This is a genomic window from Pedobacter sp. PACM 27299, assembly GCF_001412655.1.
GTDB lineage: Bacteria > Bacteroidota > Bacteroidia > Sphingobacteriales > Sphingobacteriaceae > Pedobacter.
In genome coordinates, this window is record NZ_CP012996.1 from 3,847,475 (window position 1) to 3,873,483 (window position 26,009).

The 26,009-nt window shown below is 41.1% G+C and carries 20 protein-coding genes; 7 read left to right on the top strand and 13 right to left on the bottom strand.

Translation table 11 applies throughout. From position 1 onward, the window contains the following. Positions 1-61: 61 nt before the first annotated feature. The 3 genes from AQ505_RS16075 to AQ505_RS16085 all read right to left on the bottom strand — a co-directional run bounded on the left by AQ505_RS16075 (position 62) and on the right by AQ505_RS16085 (position 2,860). Positions 62-1,783, bottom strand: coding sequence for an ATP-binding protein (locus AQ505_RS16075; protein WP_062549110.1), 1,722 nt, complete (start codon positions 1,781-1,783; stop codon positions 62-64). An 89-nt stretch (positions 1,784-1,872) separates the two neighbouring features. Continuing rightward, the gene (gene xth / locus AQ505_RS16080; protein ID WP_062549111.1) at positions 1,873-2,658 is read right to left on the bottom strand and encodes an exodeoxyribonuclease III; all 786 of its coding nucleotides are present in this window, start codon (positions 2,656-2,658) and stop codon (positions 1,873-1,875) included. Positions 2,659-2,671: 13 nt separating this feature from the next. Then, the gene (locus tag AQ505_RS16085) at positions 2,672-2,860 is read right to left on the bottom strand and encodes a hypothetical protein (protein ID WP_062549112.1); all 189 of its coding nucleotides are present in this window, start codon (positions 2,858-2,860) and stop codon (positions 2,672-2,674) included. A gap of 204 nt (positions 2,861-3,064) precedes the next feature. On the opposite strand from AQ505_RS16085, the gene AQ505_RS16090 reads away from it, so the two are divergent. Continuing rightward, positions 3,065-3,526: a helix-turn-helix domain-containing protein gene (locus AQ505_RS16090; RefSeq protein ID WP_062549113.1), complete on the top strand. Its 462-nt coding sequence runs from the start codon at positions 3,065-3,067 to the stop codon at positions 3,524-3,526. A 58-nt stretch (positions 3,527-3,584) separates the two neighbouring features. Further along, entirely contained in the window at positions 3,585-4,043 is a 459-nt protein-coding gene (locus AQ505_RS16095) for a MaoC family dehydratase (RefSeq protein WP_062549114.1), read from the top strand. A 100-nt stretch (positions 4,044-4,143) separates the two neighbouring features. Here AQ505_RS16095 and AQ505_RS16100 read toward each other — a convergent pair whose 3' ends face one another. From AQ505_RS16100 to AQ505_RS16135, 8 genes are all read right to left on the bottom strand, one after another. After that, on the bottom strand, positions 4,144-4,488 hold the full coding sequence (locus AQ505_RS16100; RefSeq protein WP_157262419.1) for a histidine kinase dimerization/phospho-acceptor domain-containing protein: 345 nt from the start codon (positions 4,486-4,488) through the stop codon (positions 4,144-4,146). Positions 4,489-4,661: 173 nt separating this feature from the next. After that, positions 4,662-5,294 (bottom strand): O-methyltransferase, encoded by a 633-nt coding sequence (locus tag AQ505_RS16105; protein ID WP_062549116.1) that lies wholly within the window; start codon positions 5,292-5,294, stop codon positions 4,662-4,664. Between the two features lie 272 nt (positions 5,295-5,566). Beyond that, a complete protein-coding gene (locus AQ505_RS16110; protein ID WP_062549117.1) occupies positions 5,567-8,506 on the bottom strand; it encodes a M16 family metallopeptidase in 2,940 nt (979 codons plus the stop codon). A gap of 27 nt (positions 8,507-8,533) precedes the next feature. Further along, positions 8,534-9,748 (bottom strand): TlpA disulfide reductase family protein, encoded by a 1,215-nt coding sequence (locus AQ505_RS16115; RefSeq protein ID WP_062549118.1) that lies wholly within the window; start codon positions 9,746-9,748, stop codon positions 8,534-8,536. Positions 9,749-9,752: 4 nt separating this feature from the next. Beyond that, the gene (locus AQ505_RS16120; RefSeq protein WP_197286198.1) at positions 9,753-11,093 is read right to left on the bottom strand and encodes a RagB/SusD family nutrient uptake outer membrane protein; all 1,341 of its coding nucleotides are present in this window, start codon (positions 11,091-11,093) and stop codon (positions 9,753-9,755) included. 8 nt (positions 11,094-11,101) lie between these two features. Beyond that, positions 11,102-14,758, bottom strand: a complete 3,657-nt coding sequence (locus AQ505_RS16125; RefSeq protein WP_062549120.1) for a SusC/RagA family TonB-linked outer membrane protein — start codon at positions 14,756-14,758, stop codon at positions 11,102-11,104. Between the two features lie 186 nt (positions 14,759-14,944). Next, a complete protein-coding gene (locus AQ505_RS16130; RefSeq protein ID WP_062549121.1) occupies positions 14,945-16,192 on the bottom strand; it encodes a FecR family protein in 1,248 nt (415 codons plus the stop codon). 64 nt (positions 16,193-16,256) lie between these two features. Further along, positions 16,257-16,850: an RNA polymerase sigma factor gene (locus AQ505_RS16135; protein WP_082461582.1), complete on the bottom strand. Its 594-nt coding sequence runs from the start codon at positions 16,848-16,850 to the stop codon at positions 16,257-16,259. 229 nt (positions 16,851-17,079) lie between these two features. Between AQ505_RS16135 and AQ505_RS16140 the strand changes: the two genes are divergently transcribed. From AQ505_RS16140 to brnQ, 3 genes are all read left to right on the top strand, one after another. Further along, entirely contained in the window at positions 17,080-18,477 is a 1,398-nt protein-coding gene (locus tag AQ505_RS16140; protein WP_062549123.1) for a PAS domain-containing sensor histidine kinase, read from the top strand. Between the two features lie 364 nt (positions 18,478-18,841). Next, entirely contained in the window at positions 18,842-20,047 is a 1,206-nt protein-coding gene (locus tag AQ505_RS16145; protein WP_062549124.1) for an FAD-dependent monooxygenase, read from the top strand. 94 nt (positions 20,048-20,141) lie between these two features. Continuing rightward, entirely contained in the window at positions 20,142-21,443 is a 1,302-nt protein-coding gene (gene brnQ, locus AQ505_RS16150) for a branched-chain amino acid transport system II carrier protein (RefSeq protein WP_082461584.1), read from the top strand. An 88-nt stretch (positions 21,444-21,531) separates the two neighbouring features. Here brnQ and AQ505_RS16155 read toward each other — a convergent pair whose 3' ends face one another. Further along, complete coding sequence (locus tag AQ505_RS16155) at positions 21,532-22,467, bottom strand: transporter (RefSeq protein WP_231634901.1); 936 nt, start codon at positions 22,465-22,467, stop codon at positions 21,532-21,534. Between the two features lie 268 nt (positions 22,468-22,735). On the opposite strand from AQ505_RS16155, the gene AQ505_RS16160 reads away from it, so the two are divergent. Together AQ505_RS16160 and AQ505_RS16165 are read left to right on the top strand one after the other, a co-directional pair. Further along, entirely contained in the window at positions 22,736-23,323 is a 588-nt protein-coding gene (locus AQ505_RS16160; RefSeq protein WP_062549126.1) for a YciE/YciF ferroxidase family protein, read from the top strand. An 88-nt stretch (positions 23,324-23,411) separates the two neighbouring features. Beyond that, entirely contained in the window at positions 23,412-23,804 is a 393-nt protein-coding gene (locus AQ505_RS16165; RefSeq protein WP_062549127.1) for a response regulator transcription factor, read from the top strand. A 5-nt stretch (positions 23,805-23,809) separates the two neighbouring features. Here the strand turns inward: AQ505_RS16165 and AQ505_RS16170 are convergent, their stop codons facing one another. Then, on the bottom strand, positions 23,810-25,774 hold the full coding sequence (locus tag AQ505_RS16170) for an ATP-binding protein (protein WP_062549128.1): 1,965 nt from the start codon (positions 25,772-25,774) through the stop codon (positions 23,810-23,812). Positions 25,775-26,009: the final 235 nt, after the last annotated feature.

The following is a 26,009-nucleotide window of genomic DNA, read 5'->3' on the forward strand; positions in this document are numbered from 1 at the left end:
ATGGATGAACTAAATTCAAATAAAAAAACCTTGTTGAAATATATTTCAACGAGGTTTTAAATCAATGACGTATGGCTACATTTTCCAGTTTATCTCTGAGCTCATCGGGATAAAAAGGTTTCAGCATAAAATCATCGAGATACTGAGATTCAGGCTGCAGCTCCACAGAAATATCAATTGAAGCCGTTAAAGCGATGATGTAAATGCGGCTTTTGACCGGATCGCTTAATTGCCGGATTCTTCTGGAAGCTTCAAACCCATCCATTACCGGCATATTAATATCCATGAATACCACATCATAATTCCCGTTTTCCACAGCCCTTAAAGCAAGCTGGCCATCCTCGGCAACATCACCTTTCAAATTCCATCTGGCCAGTGTTTTTTGCAAAACCATCACATTGATTTCATTGTCTTCTGCAATTAAAATCCGTAAATGACTGATGTCGATATCCGCAGGTTGCAAACCTTGATCTTCCTGCGCTTTTGAATTTTCAACTTTCATCATACTGAGCTGAAATTTGAAAGTAGTTCCGTGTCCTTCCCTACTTTGAAAAGTCAATTCTCCACCATGTAGGAACACCAGTCTGCGGGCAATACTTAAACCAAGTCCGGTGCCATGGTATTGCCTGTTATGTTCATGTTTCGCACGAAAATAAGGTTCAAAAACATACTCAGTTTGGGTCTTTGGAATACCAATACCAGAATCACTCAATTCAAATTTAATCGTATAGATCTCCTGGATCAGTTCTTCGAGGTGCACATTTATTTTAACGAATCCATGAGCAGTAAATTTAATGGCATTGCCGGCAAGATTAAACAGGATCTGCGTTAATCGGCCTTGATCACCCAAAAGCATTACTCCCTTCAAACGATCATCTACCACCAATGAAAAGTCAAGGCCTTTTGCAGAAGACTTATATTTTAATGCCCCATAAACATTTGTCAATAGCTGATCCAGACGAAAAGGATTCAGCTCCAGCTTTTCCATTCCTGCATCCAGCCGATTAAAACTCAGAATATCATTTATGGTTGACATCAGGTTTTCAGCGGAAAAATGCAGGATGTCAAGGTTTTCCTTTTGATCGGCTTTTGGGTCATTTTCTAAAAGCACATTGGTGATTCCAATCACTGCATTTAAAGGCGTACGGAGTTCATGAGACATGGTGGAGAGAAAGTTGGTTTTATCTTCCGCAATTTTCTGCGCTGACACCAAGGAATTTTTCAGGTTGGCAGTCAACAGCTGCTCTTTCTGACTGGTACTTTTAAATGATCTAAAAAAAAAGTAATGAATAAAAATCAGCATCAGGAAATTAATGATGATCGAAAAATTATAAGCGTAAATATTTATGGATTGTGTAGCAAAGGGAAGTTCAAGCCTATAAAATTGCTGAACTGTAAATAGCAGTACCAGCGGCAAAGTATTTACTAGTGAATAAAACAGCCCCCAGCCTCCACCAAGGATATAATAGCCCCCAGTAACAATCATCATCACATATTGTACAGTCACGATATTGATCCCATTTTTAAGCAGCATCAGGTTCGACAAAATGAAACATGTTAAACAAAAAATGAAATAATGTCCGACCTTTTTCCAGGGAACTTTCATAAAGATCATCACCAGTCCTGAAATGAAAAGAACCATTAAAATACTGATCCTATATAGCAGGATATTGTGCTCCTGGAAGAAATACAGGCCAAAAAGAAGTACACTTATAATGGAGAAGGCAAACAGTAACTGCACCAAAATCGCAATCCTTGCCCTGTTGAGCAATGTGTGCTCCATTCTTAAAATTGCGTAATATCTTTTAAAAAAGAAGCTGAACATGTGCTGAGAATTTCTTTTATAACAGGCTGTATGATATTTTGTTCTAACTACATTTTCCCAGTCCTGGACAATTCAATCCAAACTGGTGCATGATCGCTTGACTTTTCCCAGCCACGTACTTCTTTATCCACACCAGCTGACAATAGTCGGCTGGCGACTTCCGGACTTAATAAAAAATGATCGAGTCTTAATCCGGCATCTCGTCCATAAGCATTCCTCATGTAGTCCCAAAAGGTGTAAATCCTTTCTGTTGGGTACATTTCCCGAAGCGCATCTGTCCAGCCTTGGGCAACAATCCTGGCAAAAGCAGCTCTGATCTCCTTCCTGAATAATGCATTGTCAACATATTTTTCTGGCTTATAAGTATCCAGTTCAGTAGGAATGACATTGTAATCCCCTATTAACATCACCGGCAACCTGGTACCCAATAAGGTTTTACCATGCGCAGCAAGGCGTTTAAACCATCGCAGCTTGTACTCAAACTTAGGTCCGGGGTAAGGATTTCCATTGGGCAGATATAAACAGCCGATGACCATCCCGAATGTGAATCCTTCCAGATAACGACTGTGCGTAAAGGAATTATCCTCGCCAGGTAAATCATCCCGCAATTGGCGAATCGGTTCTTTTGATAAAATTGCGACGCCATTCCAGCTTTTCTCCCCCTTCCAAATCGAATGATAGCCAGCCTCCTGAATCGCCTGCTCCGGAAAATGCTGATGTTCACATTTCAATTCCTGTAGACATACCACATCTGGCTGCGCCTGAGCCAGCCAACTGAGTAAATTATTCAGGCGCCCCTTAATGCCATTGATGTTATAAGTTGCGATTTTCATTTCTAAATTAGCGCTACAATCCCCGGTTATTGATCAGGTATTCCTTGATCTTTAACTCATCATCGCCAACTACCTCACGGGCTTCGGCAATCGCTTGTTCGTCGACATTTTCTTTTTGCATCAATTCCGCTATGATTTCTCCTGGTCGTTTATTCTCATCAGGGATTCCTGGTGTGTTGGCCTTATTTTTTTGCTCTTCCATATCCTATTTGTTTAACCTGTAACATCCGATGGGAAACAATAGTTTTTTCATTCACCATTAAACTAAGATCAATGCCTGAACACCTTGCAAAAAATCAAATAAGCTATCCACCTGGGCATCAAGCAAATCCGTAACAGAGCTGCATTTTGAAAAACAAGTCCAGTATTTAGCTGTTATTAGTCAGCCAACATTCAGAGCATTAAAATGAGCGTAATCCTTGGAATAGAAAAACTTAAAAGTCAGTTAAATGAGCAGCAGGTTGATTTGTTAGAACAGGCTGCTGAAACTCACAAAAAGCAGTCAAATATTACTTTCTGCATTCTTGTTATGGAAGCAGATTCGATACAAATTGAAACTAGTCAGGCAGAAAATAGATCTGGAAAATACGCCACTGAGGCTTCACTGGTGAAAAGAACCCATGAAGTTTTCGACAAATGGCTTCCTAAATTTGACATCCAGGTCATTCCAGCAACCTATTTACCTTCCCCAACTAGTGTAGTCAATCCTAAATGGCTGGAACAAAAGATGGACGAAAAAGGTCTACGGATCAAACAGATCGCTTTTGATACCGGTGTTGACCGCGAAAGTATTGCAGATTGGGTATCAGGAAAAAGATCAATGAGCCAGATCGTAAAGGCCATGTTATTCTTTTACCTCAGCAAATAAAGATACATTCACCATCCAACAGTTTTGATAATTATTACAGACAAATCGATCATATCTAATGAAAATTATTAATAGTTTCGAAGACTACAAGTCCTACCTGGGCAAAGAAATAGGTGTTTCCAACTGGCATACGATCGATCAGCAGCAGATTAATAAGTTCGCTGATGCCACGCTTGATCATCAGTGGATCCACGTAGATCCGGAAAGGGCGGCCAAAGAAGGGCCATTTGGGGGTACTATCGCCCATGGCTATTTAACCTTATCCTTAATACCTTACCTCTGGAAGCAGATTGCTGATGTGCGCAACATCAAAATGGAAATCAATTATGGCATTGAGAATTTCAAGTTCGGGCAGCCAGTTTTGGTAAATAGTGAGGTACAATTAAAGGCAAAATTAATTTCAATTGTAGATTTAAGAGGCGTAACCAAGGTAGTGATTGAGGCTACTTTAAAGATAAATGGGCAGGATAAACCCGCTTACAACGGTAATGTTGTTTTTCTTTATCACTTTATCTAGGCAGGCGTTTAAAATGTAACAAGCCTCGCTGAAATGTGTTTCAGCGAGGCTTTTCTTTGTTTTGCAATTCATTAATCCAGTGTCTTCTGAAAAGGTATTTTCAGCTTAAAACAAGCGCCTGATCCTTCCAGATTGCAAATATGCATGGTGCATCTTCCTTAAGAATTTCATCGGCTAACTCCAGCAGTGATTTGCTGCTTTTATGAATCAATTGAATAAATTCCAGTACTTCGCTCAGGTTGTTTTCATTCCCTTGCTGTAAGATGATACTAGAGAGGCCGATAATGCCTGCCAATGATCTGCGAATATCATGGGCAACTTTACTTTTTATTTCATTCGCATTTTTCACCTGACCTTTCAATTCCTTAATTGCCTGATAAGTTTGAATGCGGTTGATCACCTGATCGGCAATAATTTTCAGCATTTCAATCTTCTCCGGGCTCATATGTTTAGGGTTGATCAAAGAAATTCCGGTTCCCGCTAATTTAGCAGCAAGACACCTAAAAAAACAAATTTTGCTGAGGTAGACCAGAGGACTCATTATTGAAGCATCTGCCACAATTGGGGAATCAATACAGCGCGCGATTTTTCAAGGGTTGCCATGCCAATCAGACTAAGCTATAGTAGATGTGCGATAAAGGCTCTTTTATCAAAAAGATACACCGAGGAGAATTCAGATTCCAAACTCAATAGGTGTTCAGTAAAGGGGAATGTTTCGGGATTATCTGCATTATCAGCAAAAACAATAGCACCGGGACCTAGCTTTGCACGTAACATTTCAAACACTGGCAGGTAAAGCTCTTTCGCGCCATCCAGAAACAGGAAATCAATGGGCTCATCTATGGAGGCGAGGGTTTTCATGGCATCGCCCTGACGGATTTCTACCAAATCTGATAAACCAGCCTCCTGAAGATTTTGCTTTGTTCCCTCCACCTTCGTAGTTTCCAGATCCGAAGTGATCACATGGCCACCATTATCCTTAGCCGCAGCCGCCAGATAAATCGTAGAAATACCAAAAGAACAACCGAATTCAATGATGTTTTTAGCCTTGGCCACAGTAGCCAGGAAATAAAGGAATTCTCCTTCTTCAGGCCCTACTGCAAGATAGGCAGTGGTCCAGTCTGATTTGTAGTTTTCATTTCGCAGCGCGGCCTGTGCGCTTAGCTCCTGACGTAATATTTGATCAGCTGCTGCTTTCTGATGTAATACCTCCAGAACGGATAAGGCTTGTTTGTGTTGTAATTTGTTCATTTTATTGAAAATCTAGGAGTAAATCTTTTATCGATGGATACCCTATCTAACAAAAGCAGCGGATTTTTGGTTTGAACAAATAAAGATTGAAATGAGTTTGCGTTCCCTAAAAAACCTCAGTGATTAAATAATTTTATTTAAAAACCCTCTGTATTTTATCATATGACACAAAACAGGTCATGAAACAAGAAGGCCCAATACTTTTAACAGTATTGGGCCTTCCTTCTTAAAATTCAAGGCCGGGATCAACCGGGCTCGAGGTTTTAAATTCTTTAATACCCAAACAGCGTTTCTAAAGATAAGCTTTCCACTTTCCCATATTTCGAAAGCTGAGTAAGTGGTAGGTTTTTCTGCGAACCTACGATACAATACGTATAAGCCTGGTTTGCAAAATAATCTTGGTGCAGCTTTTTAATATCCGAGAAGGATATCTTAGGAATTGCTGCATAAGCGTCTTTCCTTAAATCATAATCCAGACCTTTGCGCTTTGCATCAATATAACTGAATATAATTCGATCTTCCATGATTCTTTCTGTTTCCAGATTCGTAGAAAGGCTTATTTTGGCAGATTGAAATGCCTTTTCATTATAAGGTAAATCGTTCAATAAAGCATTCATTCCTTGGATCGCATCATCTACCTTATCGGCCTGACAACCAATAAATGCAGTCACATAAAACTGGTCTTCTTTTTTCCTTGGTTTTCCATAAATAGCACTGGTACTGTAAGCCAAAGCTTTCGATTCCCTTAAAGTTTGAAAAACGACAGAGCCCATACCAAAACCGAAGTAATTATTGAACAAATCGGCAGTGACTTCCTGCGCTGGTGCATATACATTCGCATTGCGATACCAGCTCACATCAGCCTGCAGCATGTTATAATCTGTAAATAGCACCTTGTTTTCATTTTGTTCCAGCTTTTTAAAGAAGGTAGCTTCAGGATAGGCCTTGAATTGCGTTGGCACCTGATGATTTGCTTGAAGCAGCACGTTATATTCCGGCAATCCTGTCGGTCCATAATAAATGACGCTGTACTTGTATTGAAAAAGATCCCGAAGTACGGCGATCAGTACTTCTGGTTTCAAGTTGTTAATTTCAGCATCCGTCAGGGTAAAATTATAAGGATTGTTTTTGCCATAAGCCGCATAGCTTAACATGGCCTGCATCATACTTCCCTTGTTTAGCTTGTTGTTCTGGCGGTTTTTTAACAGGTTTTCTTTCATCGCGATAAAAGCAGACTGATCTACCTGACCATTTGATAAAACTTCTTTCAGCAATTGCATGGCTTTGCTATAGTTTTCCTGTAATCCAGTCAGGCCGATGGTAGTCACCTGGTTGTCCACATTCAGGAAGAAATTACAAGCCAGTTCATAGAACTTTTTATCGTGACTGAGGAAGCTGAGGTAAGCTGCCGCTACCGGCAAAAGCTTACTATTCCATTTTCCCATTTCGAATTGAAAATACTGACGAAATAACTGGTTGTTTTTGTTTTGTACAGCATAAATTTCAGCCGCTCCAAATTTTCCATGCTGAATGTCTTTTTGGAAATCCAGCCATTTCGGAGCAATGGTTTCGGCTGGAATCTGTCCTACCATTTTAAGGAAATCTGATTGTGAACCCGCATTAGTTTCTACTGCAGTAATCGGTGGTTTTTCTACTTTATCCACCTGAGGTCCCTCTCCCTTGTACTTGTTTAATACCACATAGTTGTGTGCAAAAAATGTCTTTGAAAAACTAACGATTTCCGCCTTGGTTACTTTCTCTAAATCATCAATTCTGGAAACTTCCTGAATCCAGTTTTTGCTATTCGACTTGATGTAGTCACTCATCAAATCTTCTGCTCTGGAAGCATTGTCCGTGATATTGTTTAAAGCAGTCAGCTTCTGATTGGCTACGATCGCTTTCAGCAATACCTCAGAGAAATCTCCGGTTTTCAGCAGCTCAATTTGTGCCAAGACTAAATCTTTGACATCTTTTAGGCTCTGGCCTTCTTTTGGTGCTGCATAAATTGAGAATATACCGTAATCTTTATACTGTCGGGTGTAAGCTCCTGCCTGTAATACCTTTTGTGGCTGCGACAAGTTTAAGTCCAGCAAACCTGCCTTTCCATTGGAAAGAATTTCAGCCACCAAACCCGCCATTAACGCATTTCTTGTTCCGTTTGCACTAATTCGATAGCCCAAAGCCAGGCTTTCAGAAGTAGGCCCATAAATATCCTGTACAATGGGTCCTGCCAAAGGCTTTTCTGCTGCCGGCTGATAAGCTTTCACTGGCGCTGCTTTCATATAGCCCATTTGCTGATCGATCTTTTTCACCAGCTCATCGGAATTGAAATCACCCACCATAATCACGGCCATATTATTAGGCACATAATAATCGTTGTAATATTTCCTAATCGCTTTCAAAGAAGGATTTTTCAAATGTTCAATCGTACCGATAGTGCTTTGCTGACCGTAATTATGTGTTGGGAACAAATAATGGTGCATGGCCTGCTGGATTTTCCATCCATCATTATCCAGGGATTCATTCTTCTCCTCATAAACTGCTTCCAGCTCGGTATGAAACAACCTAAACACCGGATTGCGGAAACGCTCCGCCTGAACGGTCAGGAATTTATCTACCGCACTGGCAGGGATATCCTCTTCGTAAACAGTTTCCTCTACCCAGGTATGTGCATTTGTACCCTGGCCACCCATTGCCCCCATCAACTTATCATATTCATTGGCGATGGCATATTTTGAGGCCATTACAGACAGGGAATCTATCCCTCTATACATGGCTTTTCTTTCCGCCACATCTGTTGTTTTATTGTATTGTTCGTAGCGTTCTTCGATTTCCTGAACCAGAGGCTGCTCTTTTGCCCAGTCTAAAGAACCATATTTATCCGTCCCTTTAAACAGCAAATGCTCCAGATAATGTGCTAAACCAGTATGTTCTTTCGGATCTGTATTACTTCCTGCCCGGACTGCAATCTTAGAAGTGATCCTTGGTTCTTTTTTGTGCTCACTGAGGATGACGGTAAGGCCATTTTTTAAGGTATAAAATCTGGCTTTAGCAGGATCGTTAGTGATGTATCTATACAAATAGCCAGCCGATACCGCTGTTTTCCATTGGTATTTACTTTGTTTGTTTGGCTTGTTTTGCGCGCCGGCAGATACAGCCGTAAAAAAAATTAGCCCGATAATCAGGCTAATTTTAAAGTTAGGTGTGTTCATGTAAATTTTAGGTTTACCTATCGGGTACTAGTGTTTAAATATTTCCAATAATTTTCTTTCTAAATCTTCCGCACGAAGATCATAAGCAATGATTTTTCCTTCTGGATTGATCAGGATACTGGAAGGAATACCCTGTATATCATACAGTTCGGCTGCTTCATTCTGAAAACCTTTCAGCACAGAAATCTGCGTCCATGGCATTTTATCCTCTTCTATCGCTTTCAGCCAGGCTTCTTTTTTATCATCAAATGAAACCCCTAAAATCTCCAGTCCGTCTTGCTTATAGTTGTTGTAGGCGCGCAGTACATTAGGGTTTTCCCCACGACAAGGGCCGCACCATGACGCCCAGAAATCCACAAACAGGTACTTCCCTTTGAAGTCGTCTAAGCTGACAGACTTCCCTTCCGGTGTAAATTGGCTGAAGTTTTTATAGGTAATATTCACCGGTCTTTTTTCCAGTTCACTGATATAATATTGAACCCCAGCGAAAACCTGATATTGCTTTGCTTTTGGCGTTAAAACCTTTACCAGTTCCTTTACAAACACCAGATCTTCTGTCTTTTGCTGATCTACAGCACTTACTTGTGTCCCTGCCGAAAGGATTTTGGTCAGCGCAACCGCACTGAAATAATCATCAGGATTGGCGCGAACAAAATCTGCTAACTTTAATTTATAAGCACGCTCTAAATCCTTTCTTTTTTCTAATGAGGCCAAGTAAGCTTTCTCCTCGATCGGCTTGTTTTGAGTTCTTAACTCAGCCATCGCTGTCCAGCTCTGCTCCTCTTCCATTAATGGCGTTAAAACCGGTTTAATAAAGGATTCAAATTTCCTGCGCTGTAATTCAATCTGACTGCCGCCAATCACACTGTTCTTTAAGGAATCTTTCGAGCTGATTTCATTTTTTCCAGACTGCACTAACATCCTGAATTTATCCATATGTTCCAGGTCATTGTGAAGCTTATAAGACTCCATCGCCAGCTTATTTCTGCTGTAACCTTTAGGGCTGAACTGAAGCTCTATTGATTTAGGTTCTTTAATCGCAGGGCCTTTGATGATAAATACGCCATTAGTTAATACTGCAGAGTCTCTTACCAATTGGTTCCCCGAAGGTCCTCCAGCATAGCTGACAAATACTTTGGCAGGCGCTGAATAGTTACCGATTTTTCCTTTGAGCGTGAATGGAGCCTGTGCTACCGAGATTACTGGCAGCAGGCATAGGCTATATATGATTAGTTTTTTCATTTTATTATCTTGGATTTAATTTCATGTTTGGATTAAACAGTTGGGTTTGTAAAGGAATCTGGAAAGTATATTTCAAACTTCCTGGTGTTAGCGTTTCGAATACCATAGTTCCATTTGGCGCATAGCGAACCACTGGCTGCATTCTCTTTTCTTTATCGAGGCGTTTCATATCACTCCACCTTAAACCTTTAAAAGCCAGTTCTCTTCTGCGTTCCAATAAAATCAGACTGACTGCATCTTCCTGATCTGCTGCTTCCAAAGGCTCATAGGCATCTGCTGCAATTCTATTGATACGAATGGTATTGTTCAGCACATCCATTGCTTGGTCAACAGCTCCGCTTCTGGCCAGACATTCTGCTTTATTCAAATAAATTTCAGCGTAAGTAATGCCTCGGTTTGGATTATAATTGGCATTCTGAAAACTGACCACACCAGCATCAGTTGCAGTAAACAGCTTCATACGCAAGTCGACAGCAGGATCGAATTTTGCAAGCAGCTCATTTGAAAACCTATATCTGGAATTCGTGGAGTAGCGCAAAAACAACTCTTCCGGACTCACATTGGTTTGTGGGAGGTCATTAGAAGAGGCGTAATCATTATAATTCAGCAATACTGCATTTCCACTGGCAATCACCAGTTCCGCATATTTTAAGGCATTTGGATAATCGCGCATGCTCATATAAATGCGCGACAGCATTCCGTAGGCTACGTTTTTCGTAATCCTGCTTTTATTGATATTCTGAGTTGGTAAATCCGGAATCGCTGTTAGAATGTCTGCAATTAGCTGCTCATAATTCGCCTTTAAGGTCAGGCGATCTGGCAATGGAACATTCTGATCTGTAGAGACTACAAATGGCAATCCCAAATCAGCAGTTGCGGTCAAAGGATCATAAGCCGGTGCAAAGAGGCTCAGCAAATGAAAATATGGGAAAGTTCTTGCCACTAATGCTTCGGCATAAATCTGCTTGCGTTTTTGCGGAGTACCGTCGGCAGCGCTTAGTACGCCTTCCAAAATCACGTTTAAATTACTGATGTTGTTGTAGTAATCTGCCCAGGCTGCTGGCCTGCTTTGTGAGTTTACATCTAAATAGGTCTTCCAGAAATAAAGATTCGCATCTATTGAAGTTTCCGTCTGCGGGCTAAAGGTCACATTGCTGATGTCATCATACGTAAAAATCGTACTCGAATAAAACGACCTGGTGATGTTGATGTCATCCAGCAATAGCTCATAATCATTGGTTTTCTCTGGAATAATAATTCCTACAGGCTTTACTTCAAGAAACTTGCTGCAAGAGGCGCTGATCATCACAGTACAAAAGAGCATTAAAGTATATATCTTTCTCATAGCGATCATTAAAAATTAGTGGTTAAAGAAAAAGTGTAAGCAGGGACCACACCAAAGCTTCGGATGCCACTTCTAAAGTCGATGGTTTCCGGATCTACATCATTCCCACTAAACACATATTTGTAGGGATTCTGAACCTGAATAGACAGCTTTGTTTGGTCTAAGCCTAGTTTTTTAGAAAATTCCGACTTCAGTTTATAAGTCAGGGTTACATTGCGCAGGGCGATGAAATCCATTTTTCTCACAAACTCAGTAGCATAGGTATAGCCATTAATTGCCGCATAATCGAAATAGTTATCGGTGCCATAAACAGGAATACCTGGCATACGGGTATTTAGTTCATCCCCTGATTGCTTCCAGAAATCCTGTGCGCCATTGATTGGCCTGAATGCATTGTAGTTTGGTGGAGCAATTCTGGATACATGGCCACCATAATACATGAACAGCATCGACAGGTCAAAATTGCCCATCTTAAACTGGTTGGTTAAACCTAAAACATACTTAGGATCGGTTGTTCCTGCATAATGAAGTGCCGATAAAGGAATGTCCACCACATCTCCGAAATTGTTTCTCAGGATTACGTTATTGCCATTTCCATCATCTACCATCGGCTGCCCCAGTTCATTCAATCCTTTATAGTTATAGGTGAAGATGGCGTTTAATGGATATCCTTCTACACTTTGTCCGCCGTTTACCTGATTGAAGGTAGTTGGAGCAGTATTTACTCTATATTTCAACACCTCATTCTTGTTGAAAGAAGCGGTTAGCTGCGTACTCCAGGAGAAATGGTCGTTCAATATATTTACACTTCTCAGGTTCAATTCTAAGCCTTTATTCATGATTTCCGCATTGTTCACCAACTGGTTCGAGAAACCTTTCGTAGCATCGGTAGCGAGGTAAGAAAACACATCTTCCGCGTGTTTGATATAGTAATCAACGCTTCCAGAAATGCGGTTCATCCCCAATCCGAAATCTAGTCCGAAGTTATAGTTTACCGTCTTTTCCCATCTTAAACCACTGTTTGCAGGGGTTTGTACATAGTAACCTATGATTGGTTCCGGCTGCGCCTGACTATTAATTCTGTTATTCAGAATGTTGTAAGGGCCGCTTAATTTGATAATGTTACCATTGTAACCAGTCGCCACTCTTAATTTAAGTTCGTCTAACCAAGATACATTTTGCAGGAAATCTTCTCCTTTAATGTTCCATGCAGCTCCTGCCGACCATAATGGCGTATATCTGAATTTTGGATCAGAACCAAATAAATTGGATTGATCGATCCTTAAACTACCGGTCACACTATATTTTTTGTTAAAAGTATAAGCGCCATTTGCATAAGCAGACACGAAACGATCGTCGCGGTAAGTTTGGTTGAAAAAGTCACTGTAAGAAGAGTAGTCGCTCAGGTAACCAGAAAGTGGAACCAGTTCATACATATAATCCGGTGCAAAATTGTAGTTTCCTAAAAGTCCGGCATCAAAGGGCTTAGAGGTTAAAGAGCGGTCATCATAACCAAATAAGGTATTGCGCTCGGTACGGTAAGTCAATTTACGCTGTTCCACACCTGCCAGGAACGATAAATCATGGTTATCATTGATCAGCTTGTTATAAGTTGCCTGTGCCCTGATGGTGTAAGCCTCGGTTGTATAGTTATTGCTTTGTTTTGAACCACCTTTAGGAATTCTAAATTCTGGTCCGTTCTGTCCGGCTTTAGCAAAATAGTTTAGGCGCATTCTATTTTCGTAAGCAGATTCAGAAGAAATGAAATTATTGGTACTTAAACCTTTTTCAAAGGCACCACCGATCTCCACATTCAGGTCTTTGGTAATTTTCGCTTTAAGGTTTCCCTGAAAGCGGAAGTTATTGCCTTTGGTTTCATTCTTATAATCTACAAAGTCGTTATAAGGGTAATAGTTACCGTCGTACAGCCCCATGGCGATGTTCTGCTGGTTTTTTTCTGCATTTATACTGCCGTAACTGCCATCATATCCAAAATATGGACTGTTGCTGTAAGGCCTCAAAAAAGTGGCGATTGCAGTTCCATTTGCATCTAAGAATCCTTCATAAGGTTTTATCGCCATATAATCAGGGGCAGTCGGACTATGGTCATTGGTGTTGGAATATACCCCCTGAACATCCAGGCTCAGCACTTTCAGGAAATCCATCGAACCACGGTAGGTTAAGGTGGTTTTATTAAAGGCTGCACCTTTTACCAGCTGGTCATTGTCTACACGATTGACACCGAAAAAATAGGTAGCATTTTTTGTTCCGCCGCTGGCATTTAAATCCAATGCTCTTAGGTAACGGTTTTGCTGGAATAGCTTTTGGTAGTCTTTGGTATTGTCGTACGCGGCGTACTGATTAAAGATCGCATCTGCTTCCTCCTGGCTGATGACTCCATTCAATAAATCATCTACAGCAGCATACACTGGGGTGTAAGTTCCACCTTCCAGGTCAAAACTCTCCTTGGTCATGAAGTTATTGACGATGTTATTCTTCGCCAGACTGGCTTCTAAATCAACAAATCCGCGGCCAGTCAATAAATCCAGCTTTTTAAAATTAGGCTTTGGTTTAAAGGAAACTGTTGAATTGATCTGAAACTTTGGCGCACCTTCTGTTCCTTTTTTGGTCATGATAATGATCACCCCATTGGAGGCACGCACCCCATAAATAGCCGCAGCGGCGGCATCTTTTAATACTGTTACCGACACGACGTCGTAAGGATTGATCGACTCCAGGCTGATTTCAGTCGGAAAGCCGTTCAACACAATTAAAGGAGATTTTACCGCATTAAAAGTAGAGACCCCACGAATGCTGATCGGACTGCTGTCTTCGCTGCCAGAGGCATTTACATTCATCACTAATCCAGCCAGTTTACCTTCCATGTTTTCCAGCACATTGCTGTTTACCGGAATGCTCTGTTTGTAATCATCGCCAGATAAAGTCGCAAAAGCACCTGTTAACTGCTGACGTTTAATCGTCTGGTAACCATTACTGACTACCTGTACCTGATCTAAATTCACCATGCTCGGTTTTAGCGAGACCTGAATGTACTTTGAGCCTTCCACTTTTACTTCCTGGCTTTGATAACCGATATAAGAAATGAAAAGGAAGGAATTTTCAGAAACGCCTTTCAGCATAAAGGAACCGTCTGTACCAGCGCTTGAGCCGATGCTGCTGTTTTTCACGCGAATTACAGCGCCTGGTAAGGGATTACCGGACTCATCCGTTACCTTGCCTTTTATTTCTAAAAGCACTGCCGTAAGTTCAGGTTTCCCGCCATTTTTAGACTTAATCACTATGGTTTTCTGGTCAATTACATAGGTCAGCCCATAGTTTTTAAGCGATTTCTCCAGCACTTCTTCTATTGGCGTACTGTTAAAATTGGCGTTCATTTTCCATTGCTGATCTACTTGTTCCACAGACCACAGCACGTTGTAACCGGTCTGTTTTCTAATCTCGCTAAACAGCTGTTCCAGCGAGATGTTGTTCTTTGTTAATGATACCTTTTGCGCAAAACCATTGGCACTCACCTGCATAAAAGTGGCCAGCAGAATTACGCTCATCAGCTTCAATCGCATAATTATTTGTGTTTTATCTGCCTCCATTAGCCGCCGGAAAACCGGCGCAAAGGGCAGTATGATTTTAGTATAAATTTTATACATTTATAATCTTGTTTTTCGTGAAAAATTCTTCAGTAATTTTTTCCGGCGCGTAGCCATCAGGCTAAACAAGCATCAGAACGGAGGCGTCGGAAGCGCCTCTGTTTCTATTTAGCTGTTTATCCTCGACCATTTAAGGCCCAGATTCGCTAATTTCTTCTGTCATTTGTTGTTTGGTTTGGTTAATAATTATTTATAAGCGGTAACAGTTCTTCCTTCGATTTTAAACTTCACATTTCCGGTGAGCTCCAGCATTCTTAATACATCGGCCAGGTTTTGAAAGCGGTCTACAGTTCCTGCAAAACATAAGCGTCTGAGCTCCTCATTTTTAAATTTAGTTTCAATATTGTACCAGCGGGATAGTTTTCGCATGATACTGCCGAGTTCTTCATGTTCAAATAGGAAATAGCCATCTTTCCAGGCCACTGCTGCTTCGATCTGGGCCGCTGCCAGCGAAAGACCGTTACTGTTCGCATTGTTGTTGTTGTCATGAGCATGGTCATCGGTATTGGCATTGGCGTTGGCCAGCAAAGCGCGCTGTCCGGGTTTGAGCATCAGGTGTTTTCCTGATTTTAGATCAGTCACCCCAACCGATCCTTCCAGCAATGTGGTGACCACCCTGGCTTCATCGGGATAGCTGTTAATGTTAAAATGTGTACCATATACTTCTACCACCTGGTTCAGACTGCGCACCTTAAAGGCTTTATTTTTGTCTTTCGCCACTTCAAAATAGGCCTCTCCTTCTAATTCTACCATGCGTACTCCCCCATCAAAAGTCAAAGGAAAAGTTAGGGCACTGGCTGCATTCATCCATACTTTTGTCCCATCTGGCAGCATGATTTTATATTGACCACCTCTGGGGGTGACCAGTACATTTGAGCCTTTGATCCGGGAATTGAGCTGCTGTTTTACAGGTTTGTATAAGAGAAAACCATCTTTGGTTTTAGAAATCCCATTGGACCGATATTTTGCTTCATCTCCGGTTTCCAGCTCTGCCAGGCTAAACCTGGTGCCATTTGCCATGGTCAGAAATGCCTTTTCAGTTCCAGGCTTCAAATCGGACACCAGCTCTGGTTTTTGAGCCTGATTTGAAGAATTTACGTAAACAAACAGGATGGTGGACAAGCTGATCAGCACTACGGCAGCACTTATTTTTAGCCATAACGGTCTTGAATTCGGCTTCAGTCTGACTATTTTTTGCAGTTCTATAGGGGCTGTCCTCACTGCTGACAGTATATTGCTGAGCATCTGCTGACTTTCTTCCGCTTTAAAAACAGGTGTTGTTTCTTCGGGATTTTCCCAGGTTTCTGCCGCTAATCCCTCAAAAGAGGATTCATTGGCTGGATCTGCCATTAAGCTGAATAGTTCTTTTTTCTGTAGATCGCTCAGCGTATTAGCGCGTTGCCGCGCCCTTAAATAGACGATTCGTAAATTCATTATTTGTCGGTATCTAAACATAAAGACACCGAAATTATAGAAAAGTGGATGTCAGGTCAGAGAATTATTTTTGCATGAGCCCCATCATCACCCAAAGTGCAAGATAGGAAAGGTGCATTTTGACAAAAGTGGACACACTTTTTAAAGCCAATTGCTGGTATTTTTTCACAGAATCCGGACTGATCATCAATTGATCAGCAATTTCATGGTTTTTGAGTCCTTCCATGCGAAGTCGGAATACGCGTTGCTGCTGAGGGGGCAGCGTTGAGGTGGCTTTTTCAATCAGCTGCAAGTAATCATCATCATGGGCTATATCGCTCTGCTCCTGTTCCAGATCAGGCAATAACGTATGGTATGCTGTTGCTTTTTTTTGCTCCCGCTGGATCTTTCTAATGCAGTTTAAGGTGTAATTTTTACTCAAAACAAAGAGGTAGGCATCAAATTTCTGTATTTCCAACAGCTCTCCCCTTTTTTGCCAGACCTTAATAAAAATATCCTGTACGATCTCCTGAGTGAGTTCCTTAGCGCCTATTATAGAAAATACAAATCCCGAAACCTGCTGCTGGTAATCATCAAATAACTTCGAGAAAGCATCTTCATCTCCAGCAGCCACTCTACGGAGTAAAAAGATTTCATTAGGAATAGAATTTAGTGACAATGCTTTTTTTTAAGCCCTAAACTTATGAAATTCTTTTGGATGGCGCATAAAACATTCCAATTTAAGAAGGCTTATAAAATCTGAAGTAGAACAGATATAGGATGCCGCTTGTTATGCTAAGAACCTTGGCATACGGAGCATAGGTCTCATTTTTTTTACCATCTTTTTAAGTCAGGAACAATTAGGCTACAAAAAAATACGTCATATTTATAAAAAAAGTTCCCAGTACATGACATTATCATCAAAAATTTTAGACCTTATTCCTGTTGCCTGTTTCCATCTTGATGAAAAGGGTCTGATTGATTATGTCAACGTTCCTACAGAAACGCTTTGTGCAAAAAAAAGGACTGAATTATTGGGATTCAATTTCTGGGAAGTGTTTCCTGAATGGAAGTCCGGGCCAATGTTTCAGAAATTCGAAAAGACTATAACCGAACAACAGGCAACCACTTATGAGTTCTTTTCATACCTAACGCAGGGCTGGATCAGACTAACGGCAAGCCCGGAAGAAGATGGCGTTATCCTCGTATTTAATCCTTTCCTTTTAACAGAGGAATTGGATTCCATGAGTATGGAATTAAAGAAATCGGAAGAACGATTTAGGATGTTTGTTAATGCCAGTTCAGACATGGTCTATGAGATGAGCGCAGACTGGTCTCAGATGTATCAGCTAAAAGGCAAAGAATTTCTGGCCGATACTGAAGAAGTAACCGAAGACTGGATTCAGCTGTATATACCTAAAAACGAACAGCCCAGGGTGTTGAAGGCGATAAAAGAAGCCATCAACAATAAGGCTACTTTTGAGCTTGAACATGAAGTTTTAGCGGCAGATGGCAGTATTGGATGGACATGTTCGCGCGCCATACCTTTTTTGAACGATCAAGGTGAAATCATAGAATGGTTCGGAACGGCAAAGGACATGACTAAAATCAGGGAAGCAGAACGTAAAATCCGTTACCTGGAAGTCCGTCAGCAGCAGGAGATCCTTCGGGTCACTTTAAATACCCAGGAAGAAGAACGACGCCGGGTTTCAGAAAGCCTTCACAATGGACTGGGACAATTGCTATATGCGGTTAAAATGTCTATAAATTATCTAAGCCTTACCATGGCTACAGATACTCCTGAAGAATTTAACACTGCCCAAAACTATACCTATACTTTGCTAAACGACGCTATAAAGGCCTGTAGAACGCTTTCACACGAGTTGATGCCGACTGAACTGGCAGAATTTGGCCTCGATGTAGCTTTATCCGATTTATGCAGTCAGATGAACGAGGATATTACCTATGATTGCCATATTGAATTGAATGGGATCACTTTGGATAAGTTTATGGAAATCGCTGTCTTCCGAATAATTCAGGAATTGGTATTTAATGTAATTAAACATGCGCATGCAACAATATTATCTGTAGAAGTTGTGATTGAAAACGATCATATTGTCATGAGAGTAAAGGATAATGGCCAAGGTTTTCCAATTGAAAAAGTACAGCATTCAGGCATCGGCTTGTCGTCAATACGTGTAAAGACCGCACTTTTAAACGGAAACTTTCAACTCTCCTCCTTGCCCGGAGAAGGATCAAGCATAGAAGTTAAGATTCCCTTAAACCTGACCAATGATCTGGATTAATTAGGAGCCAGATTTTCCGTCGTGTTCCTGCTAGCCCGCTGTTATCCATTTGCTATGTTGCTGTTATTCTTTTGAGATTTTGTTGGCTATGTGAACGCAAACCAACCACTTCTTTGTCGTTTCTATTGCGGAAGCTGGATCAGTACCACAATGAGATTTTTTTAAACCATCGAAATTTAAGTCTGGAAGAGCTCAGCAACAGGCTGGATTCCAAATAAGAAGCATATTTCTGCTGCAGACTGCTTTCGATAAACCAGGATTCAGAAACACATTACAGCCCAATTGGTTAATTACATCGGTTATTGTATGTGTTAATCGTATTGATCAATTGCATTGGTTAAATAATAAATAATTATATATATATATGAAAATCGCTAATCAAAACATCTTGATTTCCGGAGCCAGCATTGCCGGTCCAACGCTGGCTTTCTGGCTGGCAAAATACGGGTTCAATGTGACCGTAGTGGAACGTTCAAAAGCATTGAGGCTGGGTGGACAAAACCTGGATGTTAGAGATGCTGGCAGGGCGATTGCTCAGATGATGGGCATCGAAAAAGAAATTCTGGCAGCGAATACGGGAGAAATCGGACTTCAATTTGTCAATAAGGACAATGAGGTGGAAGCTGCCTTTCCCAGAGAGGGAACAAACAGCTTTACCAGTGAGGCAGAGATCCTTAGAGGCGATTTGGTTAATATACTTTACAAACACACAAAAGATAACGTAAAATATGTGTTTGGAAAATACATCACTGGCATAAATCAGCAAGAAGACAGCGTAAATGTCACTTTTAGCGATGGCGAAACTCAGGTTTTTGACCTGCTGATTGCTGCCGATGGTGTACGATCAACCACCAGGCAAATCCTTTTTGGTGATGAGCCAAAAGTAAAGTTTACCGGCTTGTACAATGCCTGGTACACCATTCCAAAGGCAACAACCGACACGAAATGGGCGCGCTGGTATACTGCAGTCGGCTCCAGAGTGATGTTGATCCGACCAGATAATCATGGGACTACCAGAGCATCATTCAGCTTTCTTTCCGAAGATAAAGGTTATCAAAACTTATCCAGCAGCGAACAGAAGGCTATTCTCAAGGGAAAACTATTAGGAGCGGGATGGGAAGTAGACCGTTTAATGGAAGAAATTGATAAAAATGAGGATGTATATTTCGACGGCATCAGCCAGATCCATGCGCCAAAATGGTTCAATGGCAGAGCTGGTATAATCGGAGATGCAGCCTACTGTCCTACTCCGCTTACTGGCATGGGCACCACGCTGGCGATAGTTGGTGCTTACCTGCTTGCAGGCGAACTCTCCAGACACGACAAACATGAAGATGCGTTTAAAGCTTATGAAGAACGCATGCGTCCATTTGTAGAAAAGGTTCAGCAGCTTCCTCCAGGAGTACCTTGGCTAGCGCATCCGAAAACAAAGCTTGGGGTATCCCTGGTGAATACGGTAGCAGGAATTGTAGCCAGCAATTTTGTCAAGAAAATCAGCAAGCTTTTCAGTGGTAAAGAAAAGGAATCCACAGCTCATGGGATTGAATTGCCTGACTTTAAAAACAGCTAGCTGTTTTTAAAGGAAATGAAGGTTGATCTAAATGGCAATAAAAATTTAGCTACATTACACGCTTTTTAGATCAACCTTCCAATAAAAACCAGAATTGAATAAAAAGACAAGAGACATCCTCACCATAGGCTTTGCCCTTTTCGCCATGTTCTTCGGAGCTGGCAATTTATTACTTCCTCCCTATATTGGCATACAAATAGGAGACCATGTTTGGGTCACCATCCTGGCATTCGGACTGACCGGTATTTTACTACCCTTCCTCGGAATCCTTTCCGTTGTTCATGCAGGAGACAAATTCGAAGACCTGTCAGCCAGGATTCATCCGCTATTGTCACCCATTTTAGGAACTGTAATCATGCTCTGCATCGGTCCGCTGATTGCCATTCCACGTACAGCAGCTACGACTTATGAGGTGGGTATTTTACCTTCCTTTCCGTCATCTGGTCCAATCCTGACTTCCATCATCTTTTTTATTGTGACCTGGCTTTTAACCATTCGACCTTCCAGGGTCATCGATATTATCGGCAACATACTCACCCCTTTGCTCTTACTTTTACTCATTGTATTGATACTGACAGGTATATTTTCACCAACGGCCAGCTTTAATGAAGCTACAGTCAGCAGCGGAGAATCTTTTAGATTAGGTTTTATTGAAGGATATCAAACCTTAGATGTCCTGGCCTCCGTGATCTTCGCCGGAATTATTATTACAGCCTCCAAGGCAAAAGGCTATCAACATAGCCGCTCGAAAATGCAGGTGGTGATCACCGCTGGTGCACTTTCCTCCGCTTTCCTGTTTATTGTGTATGGAGGACTCATTTACCTGGGTGCTACTTCGGGTATTTCAGACACTGCGATCAAGCGTTCCGAGTTGTTACTGCTCATTTCCCATTCCATTTTAGGGCCGTACGCAAACATTGCCATTGCGATCTCCATTGCACTGGCCTGTCTGACCACTTCGATTGCACTGGTTGCGGCTTTTGGAACCTTCTTTTCTTCTCTGAGCAAAGGAAAATTAAGCTATAAACTATTGGTGACCATTTGCTGTGCAGCTTCTTGTGTACTTTCAATTACCGGTGTAGACAATATCATTAGTTTCGCCTATCCGATTTTGAGTTTCGTTTACCCTATTACAATCACACTGGTGCTTTATTCAGTTTTCTTTGGCTCCATTGTCAAAAACCGGAAACCATATATTTATGCCTTACTGGCTTCAACGGTCGTTGCTGTTTTATATTTACTCAAACACTTCTCACTGCTGAGCGAAAGTAGTATTGAAGCATTCAACTACATTCCTCTTTTTCAATATGAATTAGGTTGGGTGATTCCTTCTGCCATTTGCTTCTTTGCAACCTGGGTAATTGGTGGTTCAGGAAAGCAACAGCCAATGGGATAGCCGCTTGGGTAAAGTATATTAAAAAGCTTAAATAGTCGAAGGGAAAACCGGTGCTGACAGCGCATTGAGACCTGATTGTTTATTGTTTTTAAAACCTGCATGAGGCGCCTATAAAGTACTGTTTGGCTGCAGTGTACTGAATTCCATAATTCAAACCTGCATCCAATTTGAAGTCTTTGGCAAGATCGAGCTGAACAGCCGCGTTTATGAAATTTGACCATTTATGCGCTTTAAAATCGTAAGTATAATAGGTTTCGGCAATGCCATCTAATCCTTTCGATAGCTCATGACTAATGGTTAAAGATTGTAAAAGCTCCGTATGCATGGCCTGCTGATCAATATCTTTAAGTCTGTCGGCTTCTACCTGTAATCCCAGTTTCCAATCACCCGGTAATTTGAATTGCATAGGAAGGATTAAACCACCCTCTAATCGGCTTTGATCATCATATTTAGAAGTAGGAACCTTGATATAAGGCAAGATTGCAAGCGCAAAATTCCCTGCATCATTGCCTGTCAAATTTTGCTTGACCCTGAAAGTTAAATCTCCGATTCCGGAACTGACTTTCCGTGCTCCTGTAACCTGGTCCTTCTCCACTTGTCGCCCGAAACTTTGAAAGCCAATCTGAATTGCGGTAGATCCGGTTATCCCAACCTTGAGGTTTCCCTGGTTAATCAGCATCGTATGAATTTTCTTATCATCTGATTGTTCATGACTAAACCTCAGCAGATCTGTTTCATACTGAAAGTGACCAGCATCCACGGTGAAAGGAGATTCGGTTACGTCTGGACGATCTGTTTCCATCTCACGCATCTGATCTTTTGGTGTAGGATGAAATAACCAATATTTGTCAGAATTCTGCTGCTTATCAGAGGTGTTTTTAGGCTTGGAACTGCGCTGCTGCGCTGAATTTCTCAGTTCCTCTGGATGTCCCTGTCCTACTGAATTTCGCTGCTGCGCAAAACATTGGATCGAGCATTGAACTCCAAAAAACAACATGATCAGTATTTTATTTCTTTTACTCATGGTTAAGATCTTTAATAATATTCCGAATAAATGGGCATTCAACCCCCGCTTAGCAGCAACGCATTAACCAGCCGCATTAGGGAAATGTTTTAGCTCTCATCAAAAAAAAGAAATTAAAAAATAATTGGAGTCCAGTGAAACAAAGCCATCTGGCCGGCGGTTCTTCCGAGCGTATTAAAGAATTTAATGACACTGGTTCTGAATGGATTCTATCCTTATACGTTCTTAAAACAATACAAATTACATACTCCTATAAAAAACAATAATTATGGCAACTACAGCAAAAAAAGCGGTAAAACCCGCACAAAAAACAAGCGCTAAAAAGACAGGTTCAAAGCCAAGTGCTAAAACCGGAAAAATGGAAAACTCTGAGTTTCATGAATTCTTTGTAGATGAACTCAAAGACATTTACTGGGCAGAGAAACACCTGGAAAAGGCCTTACCAAAAATGAAAAAAGCAGCAACCAGTCCTGAGCTGGCCAGCGCATTTGAGAAACACACTGAAGAAACAAATACGCACATTGCAACTCTGGAACAGGTGTTCGCCTTGCTGGAAGAAAAACCACAGGCCAAAAAATGTGATGCAATGGAAGGGCTGTTAAAAGAAGCTGACAGTATCATTGAAGATACCGATGCAGGAACCATGATTCGCGATGCAGGATTAATTCTTGCTGCGCAAAAGGTGGAACATTATGAGATTGCCACTTACGGAACACTAGTGGTGTTTGCGCAAAATATGGGGCATACCGCAGTTGCCGATTTACTGCAAAGTACGTTAGACAATGAAAAGGCAACAGATGTTGCTTTAACCGAAGTAGCCGAAAGCTTTATTAATGAGCAGGCGGTATCAGAATAATAAAAAACAGCAAGGCTCAGTGTAACTGGACCTTGCTGTTAAACAATTCGCTATCTAAATGGTTATTTGTTATATAAATGCTTGAGATATGAACTTAAACAGCAGCAGCACATCGCAACACAGGCCCGAGATTTACGTCCTAGAGGACAACCATGACATCGGTTTTATTCTAGAATATGTGCTTACAGAAGAAGGATTTAAAGTGAAACTGCTCAGTTCCGCAGCAGAATTTACGGAGGCTTTTAACCTTGCATTGCCTGATATCTTTTTATTGGACGTGATGCTGCCGGATGGAAATGGAATAGCGCTTTGTGACCAGATCAAAAAAGACCTGCGCTCCAAACAACTTCCGGTATTGATCATGTCTGCGAATGCCGACATCACCGCCAGTCAGACTTGCCATGCCGACGAATTCATCCCTAAGCCCTTTGATTTATCGGATTTAATAAATAAAATCAAACACCATTTGCCAGCAGCATAAATGGATTAAGCTTCTGGTAAAGTGAACCAGAAACTACTTCCTTTACCATACTCACTAGTTACACCTATTTCGCCATCATGGCGTTTAATGATCTCCGAACAGATATATAACCCAAGTCCTAAGCCTGAGTATTGACTTCCTGAACTGTCTACTCTATAATAGCGGTCAAATAGATTGGCCAGCTTATCTTTCGCGATTCCAGGGCCTTGATCATTTACCGAGACCTCCACTTTACCATCTTTTTTGGCGATGTGAATCGTGATTTCCTTCGATTCTGGGGCATACTTGATCGCATTGGTAATGAAATTAGTAATCACCTGACCCACCCTATCCTCGTCTGCATAAACCTTCAAATTCAGGTCGCCGGTCGTTCTTATGGTAAACTCTTTTTCATGCCTGATTAAAGCACAGCAGTCATCAATGACTTTGGAAACTGGAAACCGGGTGTTATTTAAATGAAGCTGTCCCTGGTTGTACTTGCTGGTATTCAGCAGGTCTTCAATTAGGGTACCCACTTTATCCATACTTCTATTCGCGCGATCTACCAAACTGGCCATCAATTGAGGCGATGGATTGTCTACCATCTTTTTCATCAATTGTAAGGAAGCTTTTAAGGTCGTAATTGGCGTTTTCAACTCATGACTCGCAATGCTGATAAAATCATCCTTCTGATCCTGCAATAATTTCTGGTCATGAATATCAGTACAGGTCCCAAACCATTTGATAATTTCACCTTCTGAATTATAGAATGGAGCAGCTCTGCCCAAGACCCAAACATATTCATTGGTATGTTTTTTCAACCTATATTCAATTTCATAATGTTCACCCGTTTTCAAACAATGTGACCATTTTGCCCATGCCATCTCCCGATCATCGGGATGAAACATGAGGTTCCAGCCTTCTCCTTTAGCCTCTTCAAATGTGGTACCTGTGAAATCATACCACCTTTTGTTGTAATATTCATGCATTCCCAGCGCATCGGTTACCCATACCATCTGTATAATGGAATCAGCCATTTGCTGGAATTGCAGTGAATTCTCTTCAATGATTTTTCTGGCTTTAACCTGCTGCGTTAAATCGGTAGCAACCACCAGAATACTGTCTATCTTGCCAGACTTAGAATGAATCGGCTGGTAAAGCAGGTCAAAGTAATATTTTGTGAGTACGCCATCGTTTTCCAACATTACAGACACCTCATCATTGGAATAGGCTATGCCAGTAGTATAAACATGATCTAGTATTTCTAAAAAAGGTTGCCCCTGCAATTCAGGTAAAGCAGTCGCTAGTGGTACGCCTATTACACTTTCACCTTTTCCCCAAAATTGCAGGATTTTATCATTTGCCCGATCAATCAACAGTGCTCTTGTTTTAAGCACGCCCATAGCTACAGGCGCCTGCATGATCAGGTTATTTAATCTGGACTCACTTTCAGCGAGCTCCACAATGGTATTTTCAATTTTATGCTTTGTTTTCACCTTATTGGTCGTTTCTTGACAAGTTACCAGAACACCACCAATTTCCCCATTCACATCCATCACCCGGCTGTAACAAAAAGTCCAGTACACATCCTCTAACGTATCATTTCTATAAATAGGGATCAGCTGATCTTCATTCCAAACGGCTTCACCACCATTCATCACCTGATCTATTAAAGGCTTTATAATCGGCCATATTTCCGGCCAGCATTCTTCTCCCCTTTGGCCTAATGCTGTAGGGTGTTTTCCATTATTCCCCAGACTAGGCCGATAAGCATCATTATAAAATTGGATTAAATCAGGTCCCCACCATAAAAACATTGGAACCTTGGAGTTGAGGATGATACTCAAAGTGACCAGTAAATTAGATGACCATGTGTAAGGATCACCTAAAACAGTTTTAGACCAATCAAACGAACGGGTTAAGGATCCCATTTCACCACCTTCTTGTAGATACAAAGAATAAGACGCTGGTGGACTATCTTTTAAATGCATAATGTGTTAGTTCAGAGCAAGAATAAATTAAACAGAATATGGTTAATTTTTGCCAGTGTAAAGATGATCAATAAAACGGAATACTATCGGATTTTTATGTGCTGATCGCCATAAAGTTTAAATTATTTAACGGATTTATAAATATGTAATAGGAGAATTAATCTTATATAGAGCTACAGTATTTAAAATATATAGAGATCCACCAGGTTGAAAAGAAAATGAGCGTTCCTGAAAA

Coding starts and splice junctions, on each gene's coding strand:
- AQ505_RS16085 (WP_062549112.1), bottom strand. CDS start 2,860: ATGGAAGAGCAAAAAAATAAGGCCAACACACCAGGAATCCCTGATGAG.
- AQ505_RS16155 (WP_231634901.1), bottom strand. CDS start 22,467: ATGAGTAAAAGAAATAAAATACTGATCATGTTGTTTTTTGGAGTTCAA.
- AQ505_RS16110 (WP_062549117.1), bottom strand. CDS start 8,506: ATGAACACACCTAACTTTAAAATTAGCCTGATTATCGGGCTAATTTTT.
- AQ505_RS16170 (WP_062549128.1), bottom strand. CDS start 25,774: ATGCATTTAAAAGATAGTCCACCAGCGTCTTATTCTTTGTATCTACAA.
- AQ505_RS16120 (WP_197286198.1), bottom strand. CDS start 11,093: ATGAGAAAGATATATACTTTAATGCTCTTTTGTACTGTGATGATCAGC.
- AQ505_RS16130 (WP_062549121.1), bottom strand. CDS start 16,192: ATGAATTTACGAATCGTCTATTTAAGGGCGCGGCAACGCGCTAATACG.
- AQ505_RS16090 (WP_062549113.1), top strand. CDS start 3,065: ATGAGCGTAATCCTTGGAATAGAAAAACTTAAAAGTCAGTTAAATGAG.
- AQ505_RS16115 (WP_062549118.1), bottom strand. CDS start 9,748: ATGAAAAAACTAATCATATATAGCCTATGCCTGCTGCCAGTAATCTCG.
- AQ505_RS16145 (WP_062549124.1), top strand. CDS start 18,842: ATGAAAATCGCTAATCAAAACATCTTGATTTCCGGAGCCAGCATTGCC.
- AQ505_RS16165 (WP_062549127.1), top strand. CDS start 23,412: ATGAACTTAAACAGCAGCAGCACATCGCAACACAGGCCCGAGATTTAC.
- AQ505_RS16125 (WP_062549120.1), bottom strand. CDS start 14,758: ATGTATAAAATTTATACTAAAATCATACTGCCCTTTGCGCCGGTTTTC.
- AQ505_RS16075 (WP_062549110.1), bottom strand. CDS start 1,783: ATGGAGCACACATTGCTCAACAGGGCAAGGATTGCGATTTTGGTGCAG.
- AQ505_RS16100 (WP_157262419.1), bottom strand. CDS start 4,488: ATGAGCCCGGAGAAGATTGAAATGCTGAAAATTATTGCCGATCAGGTG.
- xth (WP_062549111.1), bottom strand. CDS start 2,658: ATGAAAATCGCAACTTATAACATCAATGGCATTAAGGGGCGCCTGAAT.
- AQ505_RS16140 (WP_062549123.1), top strand. CDS start 17,080: ATGACATTATCATCAAAAATTTTAGACCTTATTCCTGTTGCCTGTTTC.
- AQ505_RS16160 (WP_062549126.1), top strand. CDS start 22,736: ATGGCAACTACAGCAAAAAAAGCGGTAAAACCCGCACAAAAAACAAGC.
- AQ505_RS16105 (WP_062549116.1), bottom strand. CDS start 5,294: ATGAACAAATTACAACACAAACAAGCCTTATCCGTTCTGGAGGTATTA.
- AQ505_RS16095 (WP_062549114.1), top strand. CDS start 3,585: ATGAAAATTATTAATAGTTTCGAAGACTACAAGTCCTACCTGGGCAAA.